The organism is Mycobacterium hackensackense (genome assembly GCF_025822555.1).
Taxonomy (GTDB): Bacteria; Actinomycetota; Actinomycetes; order Mycobacteriales; family Mycobacteriaceae; genus Mycobacterium; species Mycobacterium fluoranthenivorans.
In genome coordinates this window covers 472,085-488,330 of record NZ_JACKUC010000038.1, presented here as the reverse complement: position 1 = coordinate 488,330, position 16,246 = coordinate 472,085, and the positions used below count along the sequence as shown (strand labels likewise).

13 protein-coding genes are annotated in these 16,246 nt (G+C 68.2%); 11 read left to right on the top strand and 2 right to left on the bottom strand.

The annotated features are described in order from the left end of the window. Positions 1 to 7: 7 nt before the first annotated feature. A complete protein-coding gene (locus H7J86_RS33480) occupies positions 8 to 346 on the bottom strand; it encodes a hypothetical protein (protein ID WP_267295614.1) in 339 nt (112 codons plus the stop codon). Here H7J86_RS33480 and H7J86_RS30975 point away from each other — a divergent pair. The 4 genes from H7J86_RS30975 (at position 336) to H7J86_RS30960 (ending at position 7,354) form a co-directional block, all read left to right on the top strand. Next, positions 336 to 5,006, top strand: coding sequence for a cadherin-like domain-containing protein (locus H7J86_RS30975; RefSeq protein ID WP_267295612.1), 4,671 nt, complete (start codon positions 336 to 338; stop codon positions 5,004 to 5,006). The two genes, H7J86_RS33480 and H7J86_RS30975, sit on opposite strands and share 11 nt — an antisense overlap. A 112-nt stretch (positions 5,007 to 5,118) precedes the next feature. Beyond that, positions 5,119 to 6,393, top strand: a complete 1,275-nt coding sequence (locus tag H7J86_RS30970; protein WP_090358074.1) for a bifunctional 3,4-dihydroxy-2-butanone-4-phosphate synthase/GTP cyclohydrolase II — start codon at positions 5,119 to 5,121, stop codon at positions 6,391 to 6,393. Continuing rightward, entirely contained in the window at positions 6,390 to 6,863 is a 474-nt protein-coding gene (gene ribH, locus H7J86_RS30965; RefSeq protein WP_090358072.1) for a 6,7-dimethyl-8-ribityllumazine synthase, read from the top strand. The genes H7J86_RS30970 and ribH overlap by 4 nt, the downstream gene beginning before the upstream one ends. Then, positions 6,860 to 7,354 (top strand): PH domain-containing protein, encoded by a 495-nt coding sequence (locus H7J86_RS30960; RefSeq protein ID WP_187095366.1) that lies wholly within the window; start codon positions 6,860 to 6,862, stop codon positions 7,352 to 7,354. The genes ribH and H7J86_RS30960 overlap by 4 nt, the downstream gene beginning before the upstream one ends. On the opposite strand, the gene H7J86_RS30955 is transcribed toward H7J86_RS30960, so the two are convergent. Next, positions 7,329 to 7,790, bottom strand: coding sequence for a GNAT family N-acetyltransferase (locus tag H7J86_RS30955; RefSeq protein WP_090358067.1), 462 nt, complete (start codon positions 7,788 to 7,790; stop codon positions 7,329 to 7,331). The two genes, H7J86_RS30960 and H7J86_RS30955, sit on opposite strands and share 26 nt — an antisense overlap. A 76-nt stretch (positions 7,791 to 7,866) precedes the next feature. On the opposite strand from H7J86_RS30955, the gene H7J86_RS30950 reads away from it, so the two are divergent. The 7 genes from H7J86_RS30950 to whiA all read left to right on the top strand — a co-directional run bounded on the left by H7J86_RS30950 (position 7,867) and on the right by whiA (position 16,244). Continuing rightward, the gene (locus tag H7J86_RS30950) at positions 7,867 to 8,592 is read left to right on the top strand and encodes a hypothetical protein (RefSeq protein ID WP_267295610.1); all 726 of its coding nucleotides are present in this window, start codon (positions 7,867 to 7,869) and stop codon (positions 8,590 to 8,592) included. Continuing rightward, complete coding sequence (locus H7J86_RS30945) at positions 8,586 to 9,932, top strand: MurL-like N-terminal domain-containing (RefSeq protein WP_267295608.1); 1,347 nt, start codon at positions 8,586 to 8,588, stop codon at positions 9,930 to 9,932. The genes H7J86_RS30950 and H7J86_RS30945 overlap by 7 nt, the downstream gene beginning before the upstream one ends. Continuing rightward, positions 9,925 to 11,223 carry a Mur ligase family protein gene (locus tag H7J86_RS30940; protein WP_267295607.1) on the top strand — a complete coding sequence of 433 codons (1,299 nt, stop codon included), beginning with the start codon at positions 9,925 to 9,927 and terminating at the stop codon, positions 11,221 to 11,223. Before H7J86_RS30945 ends, H7J86_RS30940 begins: the two co-directional genes overlap by 8 nt. 9 nt (positions 11,224 to 11,232) lie before the next feature. Next, entirely contained in the window at positions 11,233 to 13,251 is a 2,019-nt protein-coding gene (uvrC, locus tag H7J86_RS30935) for an excinuclease ABC subunit UvrC (protein WP_267295605.1), read from the top strand. Between the two features lie 11 nt (positions 13,252 to 13,262). Next, positions 13,263 to 14,138, top strand: coding sequence for an RNase adapter RapZ (gene rapZ, locus H7J86_RS30930; protein WP_090358259.1), 876 nt, complete (start codon positions 13,263 to 13,265; stop codon positions 14,136 to 14,138). Positions 14,139 to 14,211: 73 nt separating this feature from the next. Next, a complete protein-coding gene (locus tag H7J86_RS30925) occupies positions 14,212 to 15,270 on the top strand; it encodes a gluconeogenesis factor YvcK family protein (protein WP_090358056.1) in 1,059 nt (352 codons plus the stop codon). Further along, on the top strand, positions 15,267 to 16,244 hold the full coding sequence (gene whiA / locus H7J86_RS30920) for a DNA-binding protein WhiA (RefSeq protein WP_090358257.1): 978 nt from the start codon (positions 15,267 to 15,269) through the stop codon (positions 16,242 to 16,244). Before H7J86_RS30925 ends, whiA begins: the two co-directional genes overlap by 4 nt. Positions 16,245 to 16,246: the final 2 nt, after the last annotated feature.

Below are 16,246 nucleotides of genomic sequence, written 5' to 3'. Positions count from 1 at the left end.
GCGGTGCTCACACCTCGACGTCGGGGACCTCGACCTCCTCGACGTCCACCTCGACACCCAGCACGGGCACCACGACCCCCAGCACGGGCACCACCGAGACCCCTGAGGTCCCCGCGACCACGGGAACGACGGGCACGGGAACCAGCACGACGGAAACCTCCACCGTCGAGACACCGGTCGTCACCACCCCGGTCGTCGAGACGCCCACCGTTCCCAAGTCGGACACCACACCAGGGGTGGCCGCACCGGTGGTGGCCGCGACCGAATCCGGCTCCGGCACCTCGGCCGCCAAGACCTCGTTGTTCAGCGCCGCCGCCACGCCGGTCTCGGGTGCGGTGGCCGCCACGTCGCTGGCCGACCTCGTGCCGGCGCCGCCGGACATCCCGGCGTTCCGGCCGTTCGCCGCCTTCATCGAGCAGTTCGCGAAGGCCGTCGACAAGTTCTTCCCGGCCTACCCGGACAACCCGATCCTGGCCCCTTCGCAGGTCGCCGCCGGATACGTGGTCACGCTGCAAACCCTGTTGCAGGCGACCCTGTTCAACGGCGCACCCACGCCGTTGACCGTGCCGGTCTACCTGTTCCTGGCCGCGGCCTACACGCGCTACGAGCGGCTGGCCACCAACCACCTGCCCGGCACGCCGATCATCTCCGCCGGTCCGCTGCCGGGCACGTACAAGCTCACCAGTAGCGATCCCGACGGCGATCCGCTGATCTACACGGTCGGTCTCAACCAGCAGCCCAGTGAGGGACTCATCGTGATGGGTCTGGACGGCACCTTCACCTATGTGCCGTCACCGACCGGTCTGGTCAACGGTGCGGACGTCACGTTCAAGGTGACCATCAACGACGGCCTCGGCGCCCTCGCGCATCCGATCGCGCCCGACGGTAACGACGTCGAATACCAGGTGAGCTTCCACTACGACGGCAGCCCGATCCTCGGCAACAAGGCCCCGGTCTTCGACACCGCGCCGAGCATCACCAACACCAACCACACCACCGGTGTGCTGACCGGCACGTTCCAGGCGCACGACCCCGACGGGGACACGCTCAGCTTCACCGGACTCGGGGTGCTGGGCACCGTCGACGTCGCCGAGACGCCGGACGAGAACGGCTGGTACACGTTCACCTACACGCCGTACCTCCCGCACGCCGCGGCGGGCTTGAACCTCACCGACCTGGTGACCATCACGGCCTGGGATCCGGGTCTGCTCTCGGCCTCCGAGACCTTCACCGTGCACCTGTCCAACACGGTGAACCAGGTCCCCGTCGCGAGCTACGAGAACACCGGCAGCAGCACCCTTCTGGGCACGGTGACCGGCAAGATCAACGTCGATTCCGACGACGACATCGTGCACTCCTACTCGCCGATTGCGATCACCACCAGCAAGGGCACCGTCGTCGTCAGCGCACTGACCGGTGACTACACCTACTTCGCGAACGCGGACGCCCGTGCCGCAGCCAGCGTGGTGGGCGCCCCGGATGCCGCCAAGACCGATTCCTTCACCATCACCGTCGACGATCTGCACGGCGGGACCACCGATGTGCTGGTCACGGTCACCATCCCGACCACGAACCTGGCCCCGGTGTTCGACAGCACCCCGACCGTCACCAACTCCAACACCGACACCGGGGTGCTGACCGGCACGTTCAAGGCGCATGATCCCAACGGTGACTCGCTCACCTTCACCGGTGTCGGACTTCTCGGTTCGATACACGTCGACACGACACCGGCCGCCGACGGCACCTACACGTTCACCTACACGCCGTACACCCCGCGTCTGTCGTCCGGGTTGACCGATCTGGTCACGCTCACGGCGTCGGATGGCAACGTGCTCTCCTTCGACACCACGACCTTCCAGGTTCACCTGGCGACCGTGGTGAACCACGCGCCGTTCGGTGGGGTGGCGTCCAACATCATCGCCGACAGCAACGGCATCGTCCGCGGGCAGATCACCCTGGTGACCGACGTCGACGGTGATCCCCTGAGCTACTCGATCAAGGGCGCGACGGGTGCGGATACCTCCACCTCGTACACCGGCGCGGGCGGCATCGCCCATGTGGACTCCGACGGCAGCTACACCTACATCCCGAAACTCGGTGGGGCGCTGGGCTATTACGACTCGTTCAGCGTCACGGTCAGCGACGGTCACGGTGGCACCACCGATGTGCTGGTGGGCCTGGGCGCGATCATCGCCCCCACCCCGTCACTGGACAACGTGAACATCACCAAGACCAACACCACCGCGGGTGTCACCACCGGCTCGGTGAGCCTGGGGTCGGCCTCGAACAACGGGCTGTTCACCAACTACACCGCCAGCGGCGCCGACTACGGCACCGTCACCTTCAACGGCACCAGTTACACCTACACGCGTACCGCACCCGGCCATGTCGGTGGCACCGACGACACCTTCGACGTGATGGGCACGGCCTACGGTCTGCAGATCAAGGTCGGGACCGTCACGGTCACCCCGATCATCGGTAACGCCGCACCCACCGCGGGCACCACCACCATCACCAGCTCCTCGGTGACCAACGTGCTCGGCGTGTACTGGCAGTCGAGCAACGGCAAGGTGACCCCCGCCGACGCCGATGGCGATGCCGTCTCGGTCTTGGGTGGGGTGCTGGGCAGCCAGTTGATCGGCACGAGTAACGGTGGCACGGTGACGTTCCGGGACGACGGCACCTTCACCTACACGATCGGCAAGACCTACGGCTACTACCACGGTGCGTCGGCTGACGGGGCGACGGGTAACGCGCTCAACGACACCTTCAACGTCACCGTCACCGACAGCTTCGGCGCCCACAGCACCCTTACCATCTCGATCCCCATCGAGCAGCTCAACAGCGCCCCGTCGGCGAGCGTGCCGACCAAGAACAACTCGACCGATGCCCTGGGCGTCGTGCGCGGCACCCTGAACGGTTCCGACGACGATGACGACTCACTGACCTACACCCTGGTCGGTGCGACGAACGGGTCGGTGAAGGGCAGCAACGGCGGCATCATCACGGTGTCGGGCAGCTCCTACACCTACATTCCGACGGCGGGTAAGACGACCGATACGTTCCAGGTGCTCGTCGACGACGGGCACGGCGGGACGTCGACCGCGACGGTCAGCCTCAGTGGCCTGTCCACCCCGTCACCGGTCACCCTCACCAACCCGTCCTCCGGCGTGCAGAACGTCACGCTGAACGTGCCGGGGGCCGACGCCGGCCTGCTGACCTTCAGCGTCGGAAGCCAGGGGACCAAGGGCACCGTGGTCCGCAATGCCGACGGCACCTACACCTACACCCGTACCGCGGGGCTGGGTCACACCGTCACCCCGGCGGACTCGTTCACCATCGTCGGCACCACCGCCGACGGTAAGACGGTGACGATAGCGACCGTCAATGTGGCCCCGTCGATTCCGAACAGCGCGCCGACGGCCAACGGCGTGACGGTCAGCACGTCGTCGTTGAACACGGTGGACATCGGTATCAACCGGCAGCAGACCACCACGGGCACCATCAAAGCGACGGATGCCGACGGCGACGCCGTCACCTTCGCGGCCGGCACCTACGGCACCGCCAACGGTGGGTCGGTGACCGTCTCCTCCGACGGCACGTTCACCTACAGCTCCCCGAAGAAGCTCAAGAACACGATCTTCGGTGGCGAGGATTCCTACTGGCACAACGCGGCGGTGCCGGGTGCCCCAGGGGATACGTTCACGATCGCCGCCAGCGATCAGTTCGGCGGCTCGAACACGTTGAGCTTCTCCATCCCGATCGAGAAGCTCAACAACACCCCCGATTCGAGCGTGTCGGTGGGCGGCAAGAGCACCGACGCACTGGGGGTGGTGCGTGGCACCATCAGCGGTTCCGATGACGACAGCGACTCACTGACCTACTCGCTGGTCGGTGCGACCAACGGGTCGGTGAAGGGCAGCAACGGCGGCATCGTCCAGATCAACGGCAGCTCGTTCACCTACGTCCCGACGGCGGGTAAGACGACGGACACGTTCCAGGTGCTCGTCGATGACGGCCACGGCGGAACGTCGACGGCGACCGTCAGCCTCAGCGGGCTCAGCACGCCGTCACCCGCCACGGTGACCAATACCTCGACCGGTGTGACCAAGGTGACGCTGAACGTTCCGGCCAACGACGCGTCGCTGCTGACGTTCACGGTCGGCAGCCAGGGCACGAAGGGGTCGGTGGTCAAGAACGCCGACGGCACGTTCACCTACACCCGTACGGTGACCGGTCACACCCAGACCCCGGATGACTCGTTCACCATCACGGCCACCGACGCCTCGGGCAAGTCGGTGACCATCGCGACGGTGAGCGTTGCGCCGACGGTGTCCAACGCCAACCCGGCGGCCAGCACCACGACCATCACCAGCTCGAGCCTCGATGACAACCGGGTGCTGGGGATCGGCACCTTGAAGCAGACCACCACGGGCACGCTGACGGCGACCGACTCCGACAGCGACGCGGTCACCTACACGTCCGGGTCGTACTCGACGACCAACGGTGGGACCGTGGTGATCAACTCCAACGGCACGTTCTCCTACACGATCGACAAGTCGTACTCGTACTACCACGGTGCGGCGAAGATCGGTGCCTCGGGCACTGCCGTCGCGGACTCCTTCTCGGCGACGGCCACCGACGCGTTCGGTGGCAGCACCACGTACTCGGTGTCGGTGTCGATCTATGCGGTCAACGACGTGCCGTCGCTGAGCAACGGCGTCTCGTGGTCGGGCAGTTCCTTCCTGGGGACGTACGGGTACTACACCTCGGTATCCGGCTCGGACGATGACAACGATTCGCTGACCTACACCATCACCGCGCAGCCGCAGAACGGGAGCGCGTCGTACAACTCCGGCACGCAGATCCTCAGCACCAGCGGCACCAAGGACGGCAACACCGTCACGCTGACGGTGACGGATGGCTACTACGTCACCACCAACGGCGTGGTCACGAGCACACCTTCGAGCTCCAGCAAGACCTACACGATCCACAGAGGCTTGTAAGGCTCGCAGTCGCGTTGATGCCCGCCGGTCCCTACGGACCGGCGGGCATTAAACGTCCTAGGGCGGTGGTTCATACTGAGGTGGAAATGCGAACGCTAGAAGGTGGCACCAGATGACGAGGCTCGATTCGATCGAGCGGGCAGTGGCCGACATCGCGGCGGGCAAGGCCGTCGTGGTCATCGACGACGAGGACCGCGAAAACGAGGGCGATCTGATCTTCGCCGCCGAGAAGGCCACCCCGGAGCTGGTGGCGTTCATGGTGCGCTATACCTCGGGTTACCTGTGTGTGCCGCTGGACGGCGCGGTCTGTGACCGCCTCGGCCTGCTGCCGATGTATGCGGTGAACCAGGACAAGCACGGCACGGCCTACACCGTCACCGTGGACGCCAAGCTGGGCGTCGGCACCGGTATCTCGGCATCGGACCGGGCCACCACCATGCGCGCGCTGGCCGACCCGGCCGCGGTCGCCGACGATTTCACCAAACCCGGTCACGTGGTGCCGCTGCGGGCCAAGGACGGTGGCGTGTTGCGCCGCCCCGGTCATACCGAGGCCGCCGTGGATCTGGCCCGGCTGGCCGGTCTGCAGCCGGCCGGCGCGATCTGCGAGATCGTCAGCCAGAAGGACGAGGGCGAGATGGCCCAGACCGACGAGCTGCGTATCTTCGCCGACGAACACAACCTGGCCCTGATCTCCATCGCGGACCTCATCGAGTGGCGCCGCAAGCACGAGAAGCACATCGAGCGGATCGCCGAGGCCCGCATCCCGACCCGGCACGGCGAGTTCCGGGCCGTCGGGTACACCAGCATCTACGAGGACGTCGAGCACGTCGCACTGGTGCTCGGCGATATCGCCGGACCGGAATCCGACGGCCACGACGTGCTGGTCCGGGTGCACTCGGAGTGCCTGACCGGCGACGTGTTCGGTTCCCGGCGCTGCGACTGCGGCCCGCAGCTGGACGCCGCCATGGCGACGGTGGCCCGAGAGGGCCGCGGCATCGTGCTCTACATGCGGGGCCACGAGGGCCGCGGTATCGGCCTGCTGCACAAACTGCAGGCCTACCAGCTGCAGGATGCCGGTGCCGACACCGTGGACGCCAACCTGGAGCTCGGCCTGCCCGCCGATTCCCGCGACTACGGCATCGGCGCCCAGATCCTCGTCGACCTCGGGGTGCGCTCCATGCGGCTGCTCACCAACAACCCGGCCAAGCGGGTGGGCCTGGACGGCTACGGCCTGCACATCATCGAGCGGGTGCCGCTGCCGGTGCGCGCCAACGCGGAGAACATCCGCTACCTGATGACCAAACGCGACCGGATGGGCCACGACCTGGTGGGCCTGGAGGACTACGACGAAGTGTCGCCCCCCGGCGAATTCGGTGGCGCCCTGTGAGCGGTCACGGCGTCCCCGATCTGCCCGATATCGACGCCTCGGACATCTCGCTGGCCATCGTGGCCAGCACCTGGCACACCACCATCTGCGATGCGTTGCTGGACGGGGCGGTTCGCGCCGCCGCGCAACTGGGCGCCGTGGATCCCACGATCGTGCGGGTGCTCGGCGCGATCGAGATCCCGGTGGTGGCACAGGCGCTCGCCGTCAAGTACGACGCCGTGGTCGCCCTCGGCGTGGTGATCCGTGGCGAGACACCGCATTTCGACTATGTGTGTGACGCGGTAACCCAGGGCCTGACCCGGGTGTCGCTGGACGAGTCGACCCCGGTGGCCAACGGCGTGCTCACCACCAACACCGAGGCGCAGGCACTGGACCGGGCCGGTCTGCCGAATTCCAGTGAGGACAAGGGTGCGCAGGCCGTGGCCGCCGCGCTGTCGACCGCATTGGTGTTGCGCGACATCCGGTCATGACCGCCGCCAGCGAGCGGCCGGAGGCGGATGGGGCCTGGGACCTGGTCATCACACCGCACCTGACCCCGTATTTCGTCTACCTGGCGGCATTCCTGATCGCCGCGGCGCACATCACGGTGGGCTTCCTGCTCAAGATCGGCTCCAGCGGGGTGCTGTTCCGCACCTCCGACCAGGTCGCGATGGGCGTGCTCGGAGTCCTGCTCGGTGGTGTGGTGCTGTTGTTCGCGCGGCCCCGGCTGCGTGCCGGGGCGTCCGGGATCTCGGTGCGAAACCTGCTCGGGTACAAGCTGATTCCGTGGAGCGATGTGGCGGGAGTCTCGTTCCCGTCCGGGGCCAGGTGGGCCCGGGTGGATCTGGCCGACGACGAGTACACCCCGCTGATGGCGATCCAGGCGGTGGACAAGGAACGTGCCGTGGACGCGATGGATCGGCTGCGGGCACTGCTGGAGCGCTACCGGCCCGATCTCAGCTCACGTCCAGCGACATCGTGACCTCGTCGAGCTCCCCGGCACCGCTCACGACGAAGCCCAGACTGTCGTAGACGGCGCGCGCCCGGGCATTGTCGACGTTGACGCGCAGCGTGACGTGGCGCACCCGCTGGGTGCGGGCCCAGCGCACCGCCTCGGCGACCAGGGTCCGGCCCAGGCCCTGGCCGCGCGCCGCCGGGTCCAGCCACAGCGAGTAGAGGTAGACGGCCTCGGAGCCCTGCCGCTGGGCGCCGATGAGGCCGACCGGGTGGTGGTCCACCACCACGGCGAACTGGGCGTGCGCGCGCAGGCGCCGCCGCCACTGGGCGGCGGTGAACGTCGACTCCTGGCGGAACTGGGGATCGTCGGAGCCCAGCGAGTCGGTGAGCGCGCGCAGGCGCACACCCGCGAAGGCGCGCCAATCGGTCTCGGTCAACCGGGCCACCCGTGCCTCACCCATGCGTGTGCCTGTCCCGCCGTCGCGCCTCACGCCGTCCAGTATCGCCGCTGATCGCTGCGGTAGTATCGGCATGTCGATGACTACTCTGGAGTTCGTATCAACCTCGGCTGACGGCCTATCCGAAAGCGCCACCCCGCTCGTCTCGGCAGCCGCGCTCCTCACGGGTCCCGGAACCCACCCCACGGTCACCCTTCCGGTGGTGCCCGGCCGCGCGCCCGACACCGAAGCCCTCTGGCGCTGGCTCGCCGAACCCGCGGACTTCTTCGGTATCGAGATGCCCACCATCGCGCACTTGCGGCGCGCCCTCACCGATTTCACCGATGAACTGCAGCGCCGGCACGGTCCGCGGGCCGCTGTCGTCACCGTCGTGGTCGTGGACGCACACGTCGTCGTCAGTGGCACGCCCATCAGCCCGGTCCGCACCGAGCCCGTGCACCTGGCGCGGTGCGCGATGGCGCCCCCCATGCCCTCCTGGCGACAGATGGCCGCCCGCACCACCAGCCGCGCCGCGCAGCTGCGCACCGAGCGTCAGCTCGCCGGCTCCGGTCACGCCGACGCGGTACCCGCCGATTCCGGTCACCTCGGAGTGCCGCTGTTGGGCGCGCTGGTGTGCGATACACCGGGCGGCCGCGTGGGTCTCGGCGCCGCCCGGCTGGGCCGACTGCGCGCCGCCGGACTGCTCGACACGTCGACGACACTCACCGACGTGCCGCTGGAACCGGCCGCGGTGACGCGGGCGTGGTGGGTGTCCCCGCGATACGAGACCCACCCTGTCGCCTCGATCGGGGAGCTACGATGGTGAGCACATTCCGCCCGGAATCCTTCGACGCCCTGGTGATCGAGGGCTACGACGTCGGTGCCGGCGGCGTGCTGAATCTGCACTACACCCTGCGTGGCCCGGATCCGGTCCGCTTCACCGAGGTGATCGACTTCGGCGCCGGTCTGGCGGGCGCGGCACCGCATCCGAAGCTGACCGGGCTGCTCGCCTTGACCTGTTCGCTGAGCTATTACAAGGCCGCCGCCCCGCCTAGGATCGAGATCGCTTTTCCGACAAGCGAATTCGAGAAGCACTATCTTCGGACTCTGGTCGAGGGCGGGTTGGGTGAATTCGCCTATCGCAACGAGTTGCCGGGAGCGCTGAGCCCGGAGATCATCGGACCGGATATCTCGGACACCGAGGCCACCGCGGCCACCGGGGATGTGGCGGACTCCTGGGATCCGGCGGGCACGCCGCTGGTACCGGTGGGCGGCGGCAAGGACTCGGTGGTCAGTATCGAGGCGTTCCGGCGCCACGGGGTGAAGCCGGTCCTGTTCAGCGTCAACAGGTATGACCCCATCGACCGCTGTATCGAGGTCAGCGGGCTGGACAGCGTGCACGTCCGGCGCAGAATCGACCGTGCGCTGATCGAGGCCAACGCCAACGGCGCCCACAACGGCCACGTGCCCGTCACGGCCATCAACAGTGTGATCGGTCTGATCGTGGCCGACGCCAACGGTTTCGGGCCGGTGGTGCTGTCCAATGAGCGGTCCTCCAATGTGGGCAACATCGAGTGGCTGGGCCGCGATATCAACCACCAGTGGTCCAAGAGCCTCGTCTACGAGACGCTGCTGCGGGACACGCTGTCGCATTACGGGCTGAACCCGGACAGGTACTTCTCGCTGCTGCGGGGGCTCTCCGAGTCCGAGATCGCCGACCGGTTCGCCACCTGCACCGAGTATTTCGATGTCTTCACCAGTTGCAACCGGCTGTTCGCCCTGGATCCGGCGCGCCGGGCCACCTCGTGGTGTGGGCACTGCCCGAAATGTCAGTTCGTCTTCGTGCTGCTGGCTCCCCGGCTGGGGCGGGCCCGCCTGGAGGAGATCTTCGGCGCCGACCTGTTCGACGACGACGCCCAGTACGACGGGTTCGCCGATATCCTCGGTCTCGGCGTGCACAAGCCGTTCGAATGCGTGGGGGAGTACTACGAGGCCGCCGAATCGATGCTGGCCGTGCTCGACGACGACACCTGGGCCGGCTTGACCCTTGTCGACCGGTTCGCCTCGCGCCGTACCGAATTGGAGACCGTCGCGGCCGCCGAGGCGGACCCGGCGCCCGTCGAGCACCATGTGCCGGCGCGCTATGCGAAGCTGCTCGATGACTGATCTGACGGGTCGCGTCGTCGGTATCTGGGGGCTCGGCAAAGAAGGCCTGTCCATGGCCCGCACCGCCGCCGCGCACGGGGCCGCCCGCATCGTCGCGGTGGACGACCGCGCCGGTGAGCCCGTCGACACCGGTATCGGCGGGCTGTCCGTGCATTACGGTGCGGAGTCCGTACCGCTGCTGGGCGAGACCGATATCGTGTTCGTCAGCCCCGGTGTGCCCTGGCGGAATCCGTTGTTCGAAGAGCTGCGGCGCAGCGGTCCGCCGGTGTCGAGTGCGGCCGACTGGTACCTGGCCGCGCACGGTGCGCGCACCATCGGCGTCACCGGGACCAAGGGCAAGAGCACCACGGCGGCGTTCCTGGCGCATCTGCTCGCCGGACTCGGGGTTCCGGCCGTGGCGGCGGGGAATATCGGCACCCCGTTGTCGGATCTGACGGCGCCGGACCGGGCACCGCACGACGGGCAGTGGGTGGTCGCCGAACTGTCCAGCCAGCAGTGCGCGCTGCTGCGCACGTCGCCCGCGGTGGCGGTGATCACCAACCTGTACCAGGACCATCTGGACTTTCACGGCGACATCCCGAACTATTACGCCGCCAAGGCGCGCATCTTCGAGCACGGGGCCCGGGTGCTGATCACCACACCGGAGGTGGTGGCGGCACTGGACCGGATCGGGATCACCGACCTGCCGCCGGTGCGGTTGGTGCACCCCAGCGAGGCGCGGGTTCCGCTGTCCGGCGGCGTGATGTCCTATGAACACAATGTCGCCAACGCGGCACTGGCCGCACTGGCCGCCGCCGAGGTGCTCGGGCGACCGGTCACCGACGCCGAGATCGATCACGCCGCGGGCACCTTCGCCGGCCTTCCGCACCGGCTGCAGACGGTGCGCACCACCGGAGGGATCCGGTGGGTGGACGACACGCTGGCGACCACCGGCGAAAGCGTGGTCGCCGCACTGCGCGCCATGCCGGCCGGGGCGGCGGTGGCCCTCATCGTCGGCGGGATGGACCGCGGGCTCGACTACCGGGGCCTCGATGACTACCTGTGCAGCGGCGCCCGCCGGGTGACCCTGATCCAGGGGCCGTCCAACGGCGCGCTGATCGGGACCCGGTTCGCGCAGGAGCATGCCGATCGCACGCACCCGGTGGACAGCCTGGAGGCGGCCGTCGCCGCTGCCGCCGGGCTCGGCGGTATCGACATCGTGCTGCTGTCACCCGGCGCGGCCAGCTACGACACCTACCGCAACTACGAAGCCAAGGCCGCAGCGTTCTGCGGCTACATCGACACGCTCTAACCTGGACCCGTGCCCGATCCAGCGACGTACCGGCCAGCGCCGGGTTCCATTCCGGTGGAACCCGGTGTCTACCGATTCCGGGATCCGCACGGCCGGGTGATCTACGTCGGCAAGGCCAAGAGCCTGCGCAGCCGGCTGAACTCGTATTTCGCCGATATCGCCGGGCTGGCGCCACGCACCCGGCAGATGGTGATGACGGCGGGCAGCGTCGAGTGGACCGTGGTGTCCACCGAGGTCGAAGCGCTGCAGTTGGAATACAACTGGATCAAGGAGTTCGACCCGCGGTTCAACATCCGCTACCGGGACGACAAGTCCTACCCGGTGCTGGCAGTGACCCTCAACGAGGAGTATCCGCGGTTGTTCGTCTACCGCGGCCCGCGCCGCAAGGGCGTGCGTTACTTCGGCCCGTACTCACATGCGTGGGCCATCCGCGAGACCGTCGACCTGCTCACCCGGGTTTTTCCGGCCCGTACCTGCTCGGCGGGAGTATTCAAGCGGCACAACCAGATCGACCGGCCGTGCCTGCTGGGCTACATCGACAAATGCTCGGCGCCGTGCGTCGGGCGGGTCAGCGCCGAACAGCACCGGCAGATCGTGCTGGACTTCTGCGACTTCCTGTCCGGTAAGACCGACCGGCTGGTGCGCGATATGGAGCGGCAGATGACCGCCGCGGCAGAGGATCTCGATTTCGAGCGGGCGGCCCGGCTGCGCGATGACATCGGTGCGCTCAAACGCGCGCTGGAGAAGCAGACGGTGGTGTTCGGTGACGGTACCGACGCCGACGTGGTGGCCTTCGCCGCCGACGACTTGGAAGCGGCGGTACAGGTGTTCCATGTGCGCGGCGGCCGGGTCCGCGGCCAGCGCGGCTGGGTGGTCGAGAAGACGGGTGAACCCGGGCAGTCCGGTGAGGGATACCTCGTCGAGCAGTTCCTCACCCAGTTCTACGGCGATCAGGCCGAGCTCAGCGCAGACGGCCCCGGCACTCAGGACGAGACCACCAACCCGGTGCCCAAACAGGTTCTGGTGCCGGTGCTTCCGGACAACGCCGACGAACTCGCCGACTGGCTCTCGGGTCTGCGTGGATCACGGGTGGCGCTGCGGGTCCCGGTGCGCGGTGCCAAGTTGGCGCTCGCGGAGACCGTGGGCCGCAATGCGAGAGAGGCGCTGACCCAACACAAGCTCAAACGTGCCGGCGACTTCAACGCGAGATCGGAAGCCCTGCAGAGCATTCAGGATGCGCTGGAGCTGTCCGACGCGCCGCTGCGCATCGAGTGCGTGGATATCAGCCACGTCCAGGGCACCGATGTGGTGGCCTCGCTGGTGGTGTTCGAGGACGGGCTGCCGCGCAAATCGGATTACCGGCACTATTCGATCCGGGAGGCGGCGGGCGGGGGCCGTTCCGATGATGTGGCCTCCATCGCCGAGGTGACCCGGCGCCGGTTCGCCCGGCACGTCGCCGACGCCGACGCGCCGATGGTGGCCGAGGGCAAGTCGCGCAAGTTCGCCTACCCGCCCAACCTCTACGTCGTCGACGGTGGCGCACCCCAGGTCAACGCCGCCGCCACGGTGCTCGACGAGCTCGGTATCACCGATGTCGCCGTCATCGGGCTGGCCAAACGGCTCGAAGAGGTGTGGGTGCCGTTCCAGGACGACCCGGTGATCTTCCCGCGCAGCAGCGAAGGGCTGTATCTGTTGCAGCGCATCCGTGATGAGGCCCACAGGTTCGCCATCACGTTCCACCGCAGCAAACGGTCCAAGCGGATGACGGCGTCGGCATTGGACTCGGTGCCCGGCCTGGGTGAGCACCGGCGCAAAGCACTGGTCACCCATTTCGGGTCCGTGTCGCGGCTGTCGGCGGCCAGCATCGAGGACATCACCGCGGTGCCCGGAATCGGGCTGGCCACCGCGCGCGCCGTCCTCGACGCCCTCGGCGAGGGTGCCGCGGGGTCGGGCGAAGCCGATTCCGACGCGCCAGCGGCAGTTTTCGACAATGATCGAACAGACCAAGATCAACAGGCATCGGGGTGACTGAGCAATATATGAGTGACGAATCTGGTATCGAGGTCGTCCTCGTCACCGGGCTCTCCGGTGCGGGACGCGGTACCACCGCCAAGGTGCTCGAGGACCTCGGTTGGTATGTGGCCGACAACCTGCCGCCGGAACTGATCGCCCGAATGGTCGATCTGGGGCTGGACGCCGGATCGCGGATCACCCGGCTGGCCGTCGTGATGGATGTCCGGTCGAAGGGTTTCACCGGCGATCTGGACTCGGTACGCACCGAACTGGGCACCCGGGGTATCGCACCACGGGTGTTGTTCATGGATGCCTCCGACGAGACGCTGGTGCGCCGCTACGAACAGAACCGGCGCAGTCACCCGCTTCAGGGAAACCAGACCCTGGCCGAGGGCATCACCGCCGAGCGGACGATGCTGGCGTCGGTACGGGCGGTCGCCGACCTGGTGATCGACACCTCGACACTGGCGGTGCCGGCCCTGCGCGAGAGCATCGAACGCGCCTTCGGTGAGGAGACCGTCGCCCACACCAGCATCACCGTGGAGTCGTTCGGCTACAAGTACGGCCTGCCCATGGATGCCGATACCGTGATGGACGTCCGGTTCATCCCGAACCCGCACTGGGTGGACGAATTGCGCCCGCACACCGGCCAGCACCCGGCGGTACGGGACTACGTGCTGGGCCAAGAAGGCGCCGCGGAGTTCCTGGACACCTACCATCGGCTGCTGGGAGTGGTGATCGACGGTTATCGCCGGGAGGGAAAGCGCTATATGACGGTGGCCATCGGCTGTACCGGCGGCAAGCACCGAAGCGTGGCGATCGCGGAGGCCCTGGCCGGCCGGCTGCAGGGCGGTGAGCAGTTGACGGTGCGGGTGCTGCACCGCGATCTGGGGCGCGAATGACGGCGCGTAGGCGAGCGCGCGCGAGGATCGCAGCGAGGAACGAGCGAGGACCGGAACGCGTGGGAGTCACGCGATGACGGCTCGTGTGGTGGCTCTCGGTGGCGGGCACGGTTTGTATGCCACCCTGTCCGCGGCCCGTCGGCTGACCCCGCATGTCACCGCGGTGGTCACCGTCGCCGACGACGGTGGATCCTCGGGCCGGCTGCGCAGCGAGCTGGATGTCGTGCCGCCCGGTGATCTGCGAATGGCGTTGGCGGCGTTGGCTTCTGACAGCCCGCACGGCCGGTTGTGGGCGACCATCCTGCAGCACCGGTTCGGTGGCAGCGGTGCGCTGGCGGGTCACCCGATCGGCAATCTGATGCTGGCGGGCCTCAACGAGGTGCTCACCGATCCGGTGGCCGCCCTCGACGAACTCGGCAAGATCCTCGGCCTCAAGGGCCGGGTCCTGCCGATGTGCCCGATCGCCCTGCAGATCGAGGCCGATGTCGCCGGACTGGAGACCGATCCGCGGATGTTTCGGGTGATCAGGGGTCAGGTGGCCGTCGCCACCACGGTGGGCAAGGTGCGCCGGGTGCGGCTGTTGCCGGGTGACCCGCCGGCCACCCATCAGGCGGTGGACGCGATCATGGCCGCCGACCTTGTCGTGCTCGGCCCCGGGTCGTGGTTCACGAGTGTGATCCCACACGTTCTGGTACCTCAGCTGGTCGCCGCCTTGCAGGCCACCACGGCCCGGCGCGCCCTGGTGCTCAACCTGGCGGCCGAACCGGGGGAGACGGCCGGATTCTCGGCCGAGCGGCACATCCATGTACTGGCCCAGCATGCGCCCGGGTTCACCGTGGACGAGATCGTCGTCGACGCGGCGAGGGTGCCCAGCGACCGCGAGCGCGAGCAGTTGGTGCGCACGGCGGCCCTGCTCGGTGCGGACGTGGAGTTTGCCGACGTGTCCCGGCCTGGTACACAGTTACATGACCCATCGATGCTGGCCGCCGCATTGGAGCGGGTCCGGCTGCGCGGCAGGGCATCACGTCCTGATGACAGCGATTCCACCGCTCCGCACCCGGCCCGGCCGGTCGGGGGAGCAGAGGGGCAATCGACGGTGAATGTATCGAGGGGTGACGATTCGTGGCGATGACCGCTGAGGTGAAGGACGAACTGAGCCGGCTGGTCGTGAATTCGGTGAGTGCACGCCGGGCCGAGGTCTCGTCGCTGCTGCGGTTCGCCGGTGGACTGCACATCGTGGCCGGCCGGGTGGTGGTCGAAGCCGAGGTGGATCTGGGCATCATCGCGCGGCGGCTGCGCAAGGACATCTACGACCTGTACGGCTACAACGCGGTGGTGCATGTGTTGTCGGCCAGCGGGATCCGCAAGAGCACCCGCTACGTGGTGCGGGTCGCCAAGGACGGCGAAGCCCTGGCCAGGCAGACCGGACTGCTCGACCTCCGGGGCAGACCGGTGCGCGGGCTGCCCGCCCAGGTGGTCGGCGGCAGCGTCAACGACGCCGAAGCCGCCTGGCGCGGTGCGTTTCTGGCGCACGGTTCGCTCACCGAGCCGGGCCGGTCCTCGGCGCTGGAGGTCAGCTGCCCGGGTCCGGAGGCCGCGCTGGCGCTCGTCGGTGCGGCGCGGCGGCTCGGGGTCAGTGCGAAGGCCCGCGAGGTCCGCGGTAGCGACCGGGTGGTGGTCCGTGACGGCGAGGCGATCGGGGCGCTGCTGACCCGGATGGGCGCCCAGGACACCCGGCTGACGTGGGAGGAGCGCCGGATGCGGCGCGAAGTCCGCGCCACCGCCAACCGGCTGGCCAATTTCGACGATGCCAACCTGCGCCGCTCGGCGCGCGCGGCGGTCGCCGCGGCCGCCAGGGTCGAGCGCGCCCTGCACATCCTGGGCGACACGGTGCCCGATCATCTGGCGCAGGCCGGCCGGTTGCGGGTCGAGCATCGGCAGGCGTCGCTGGAGGAACTGGGCCGGCTGGCCGAGCCGCCGATGACCAAGGATGCGGTCGCGGGCCGGATCCGGCGACTGCTCTCGATGGCCGACCGTAAGGCCAAGCAGGACGGTATCCCCGACACGGAGTCGGCGGTGACGCCGGACCTGCTCGACGACGCGTAGCG

Coding starts and splice junctions, on each gene's coding strand:
- H7J86_RS30925 (WP_090358056.1), top strand. CDS start 14,212: ATGACGGCTCGTGTGGTGGCTCTCGGTGGCGGGCACGGTTTGTATGCC.
- H7J86_RS30950 (WP_267295610.1), top strand. CDS start 7,867: ATGACTACTCTGGAGTTCGTATCAACCTCGGCTGACGGCCTATCCGAA.
- H7J86_RS30945 (WP_267295608.1), top strand. CDS start 8,586: ATGGTGAGCACATTCCGCCCGGAATCCTTCGACGCCCTGGTGATCGAG.
- H7J86_RS30940 (WP_267295607.1), top strand. CDS start 9,925: ATGACTGATCTGACGGGTCGCGTCGTCGGTATCTGGGGGCTCGGCAAA.
- whiA (WP_090358257.1), top strand. CDS start 15,267: ATGACCGCTGAGGTGAAGGACGAACTGAGCCGGCTGGTCGTGAATTCG.
- H7J86_RS30960 (WP_187095366.1), top strand. CDS start 6,860: ATGACCGCCGCCAGCGAGCGGCCGGAGGCGGATGGGGCCTGGGACCTG.
- H7J86_RS30970 (WP_090358074.1), top strand. CDS start 5,119: ATGACGAGGCTCGATTCGATCGAGCGGGCAGTGGCCGACATCGCGGCG.
- H7J86_RS30955 (WP_090358067.1), bottom strand. CDS start 7,790: ATGGGTGAGGCACGGGTGGCCCGGTTGACCGAGACCGATTGGCGCGCC.
- rapZ (WP_090358259.1), top strand. CDS start 13,263: ATGAGTGACGAATCTGGTATCGAGGTCGTCCTCGTCACCGGGCTCTCC.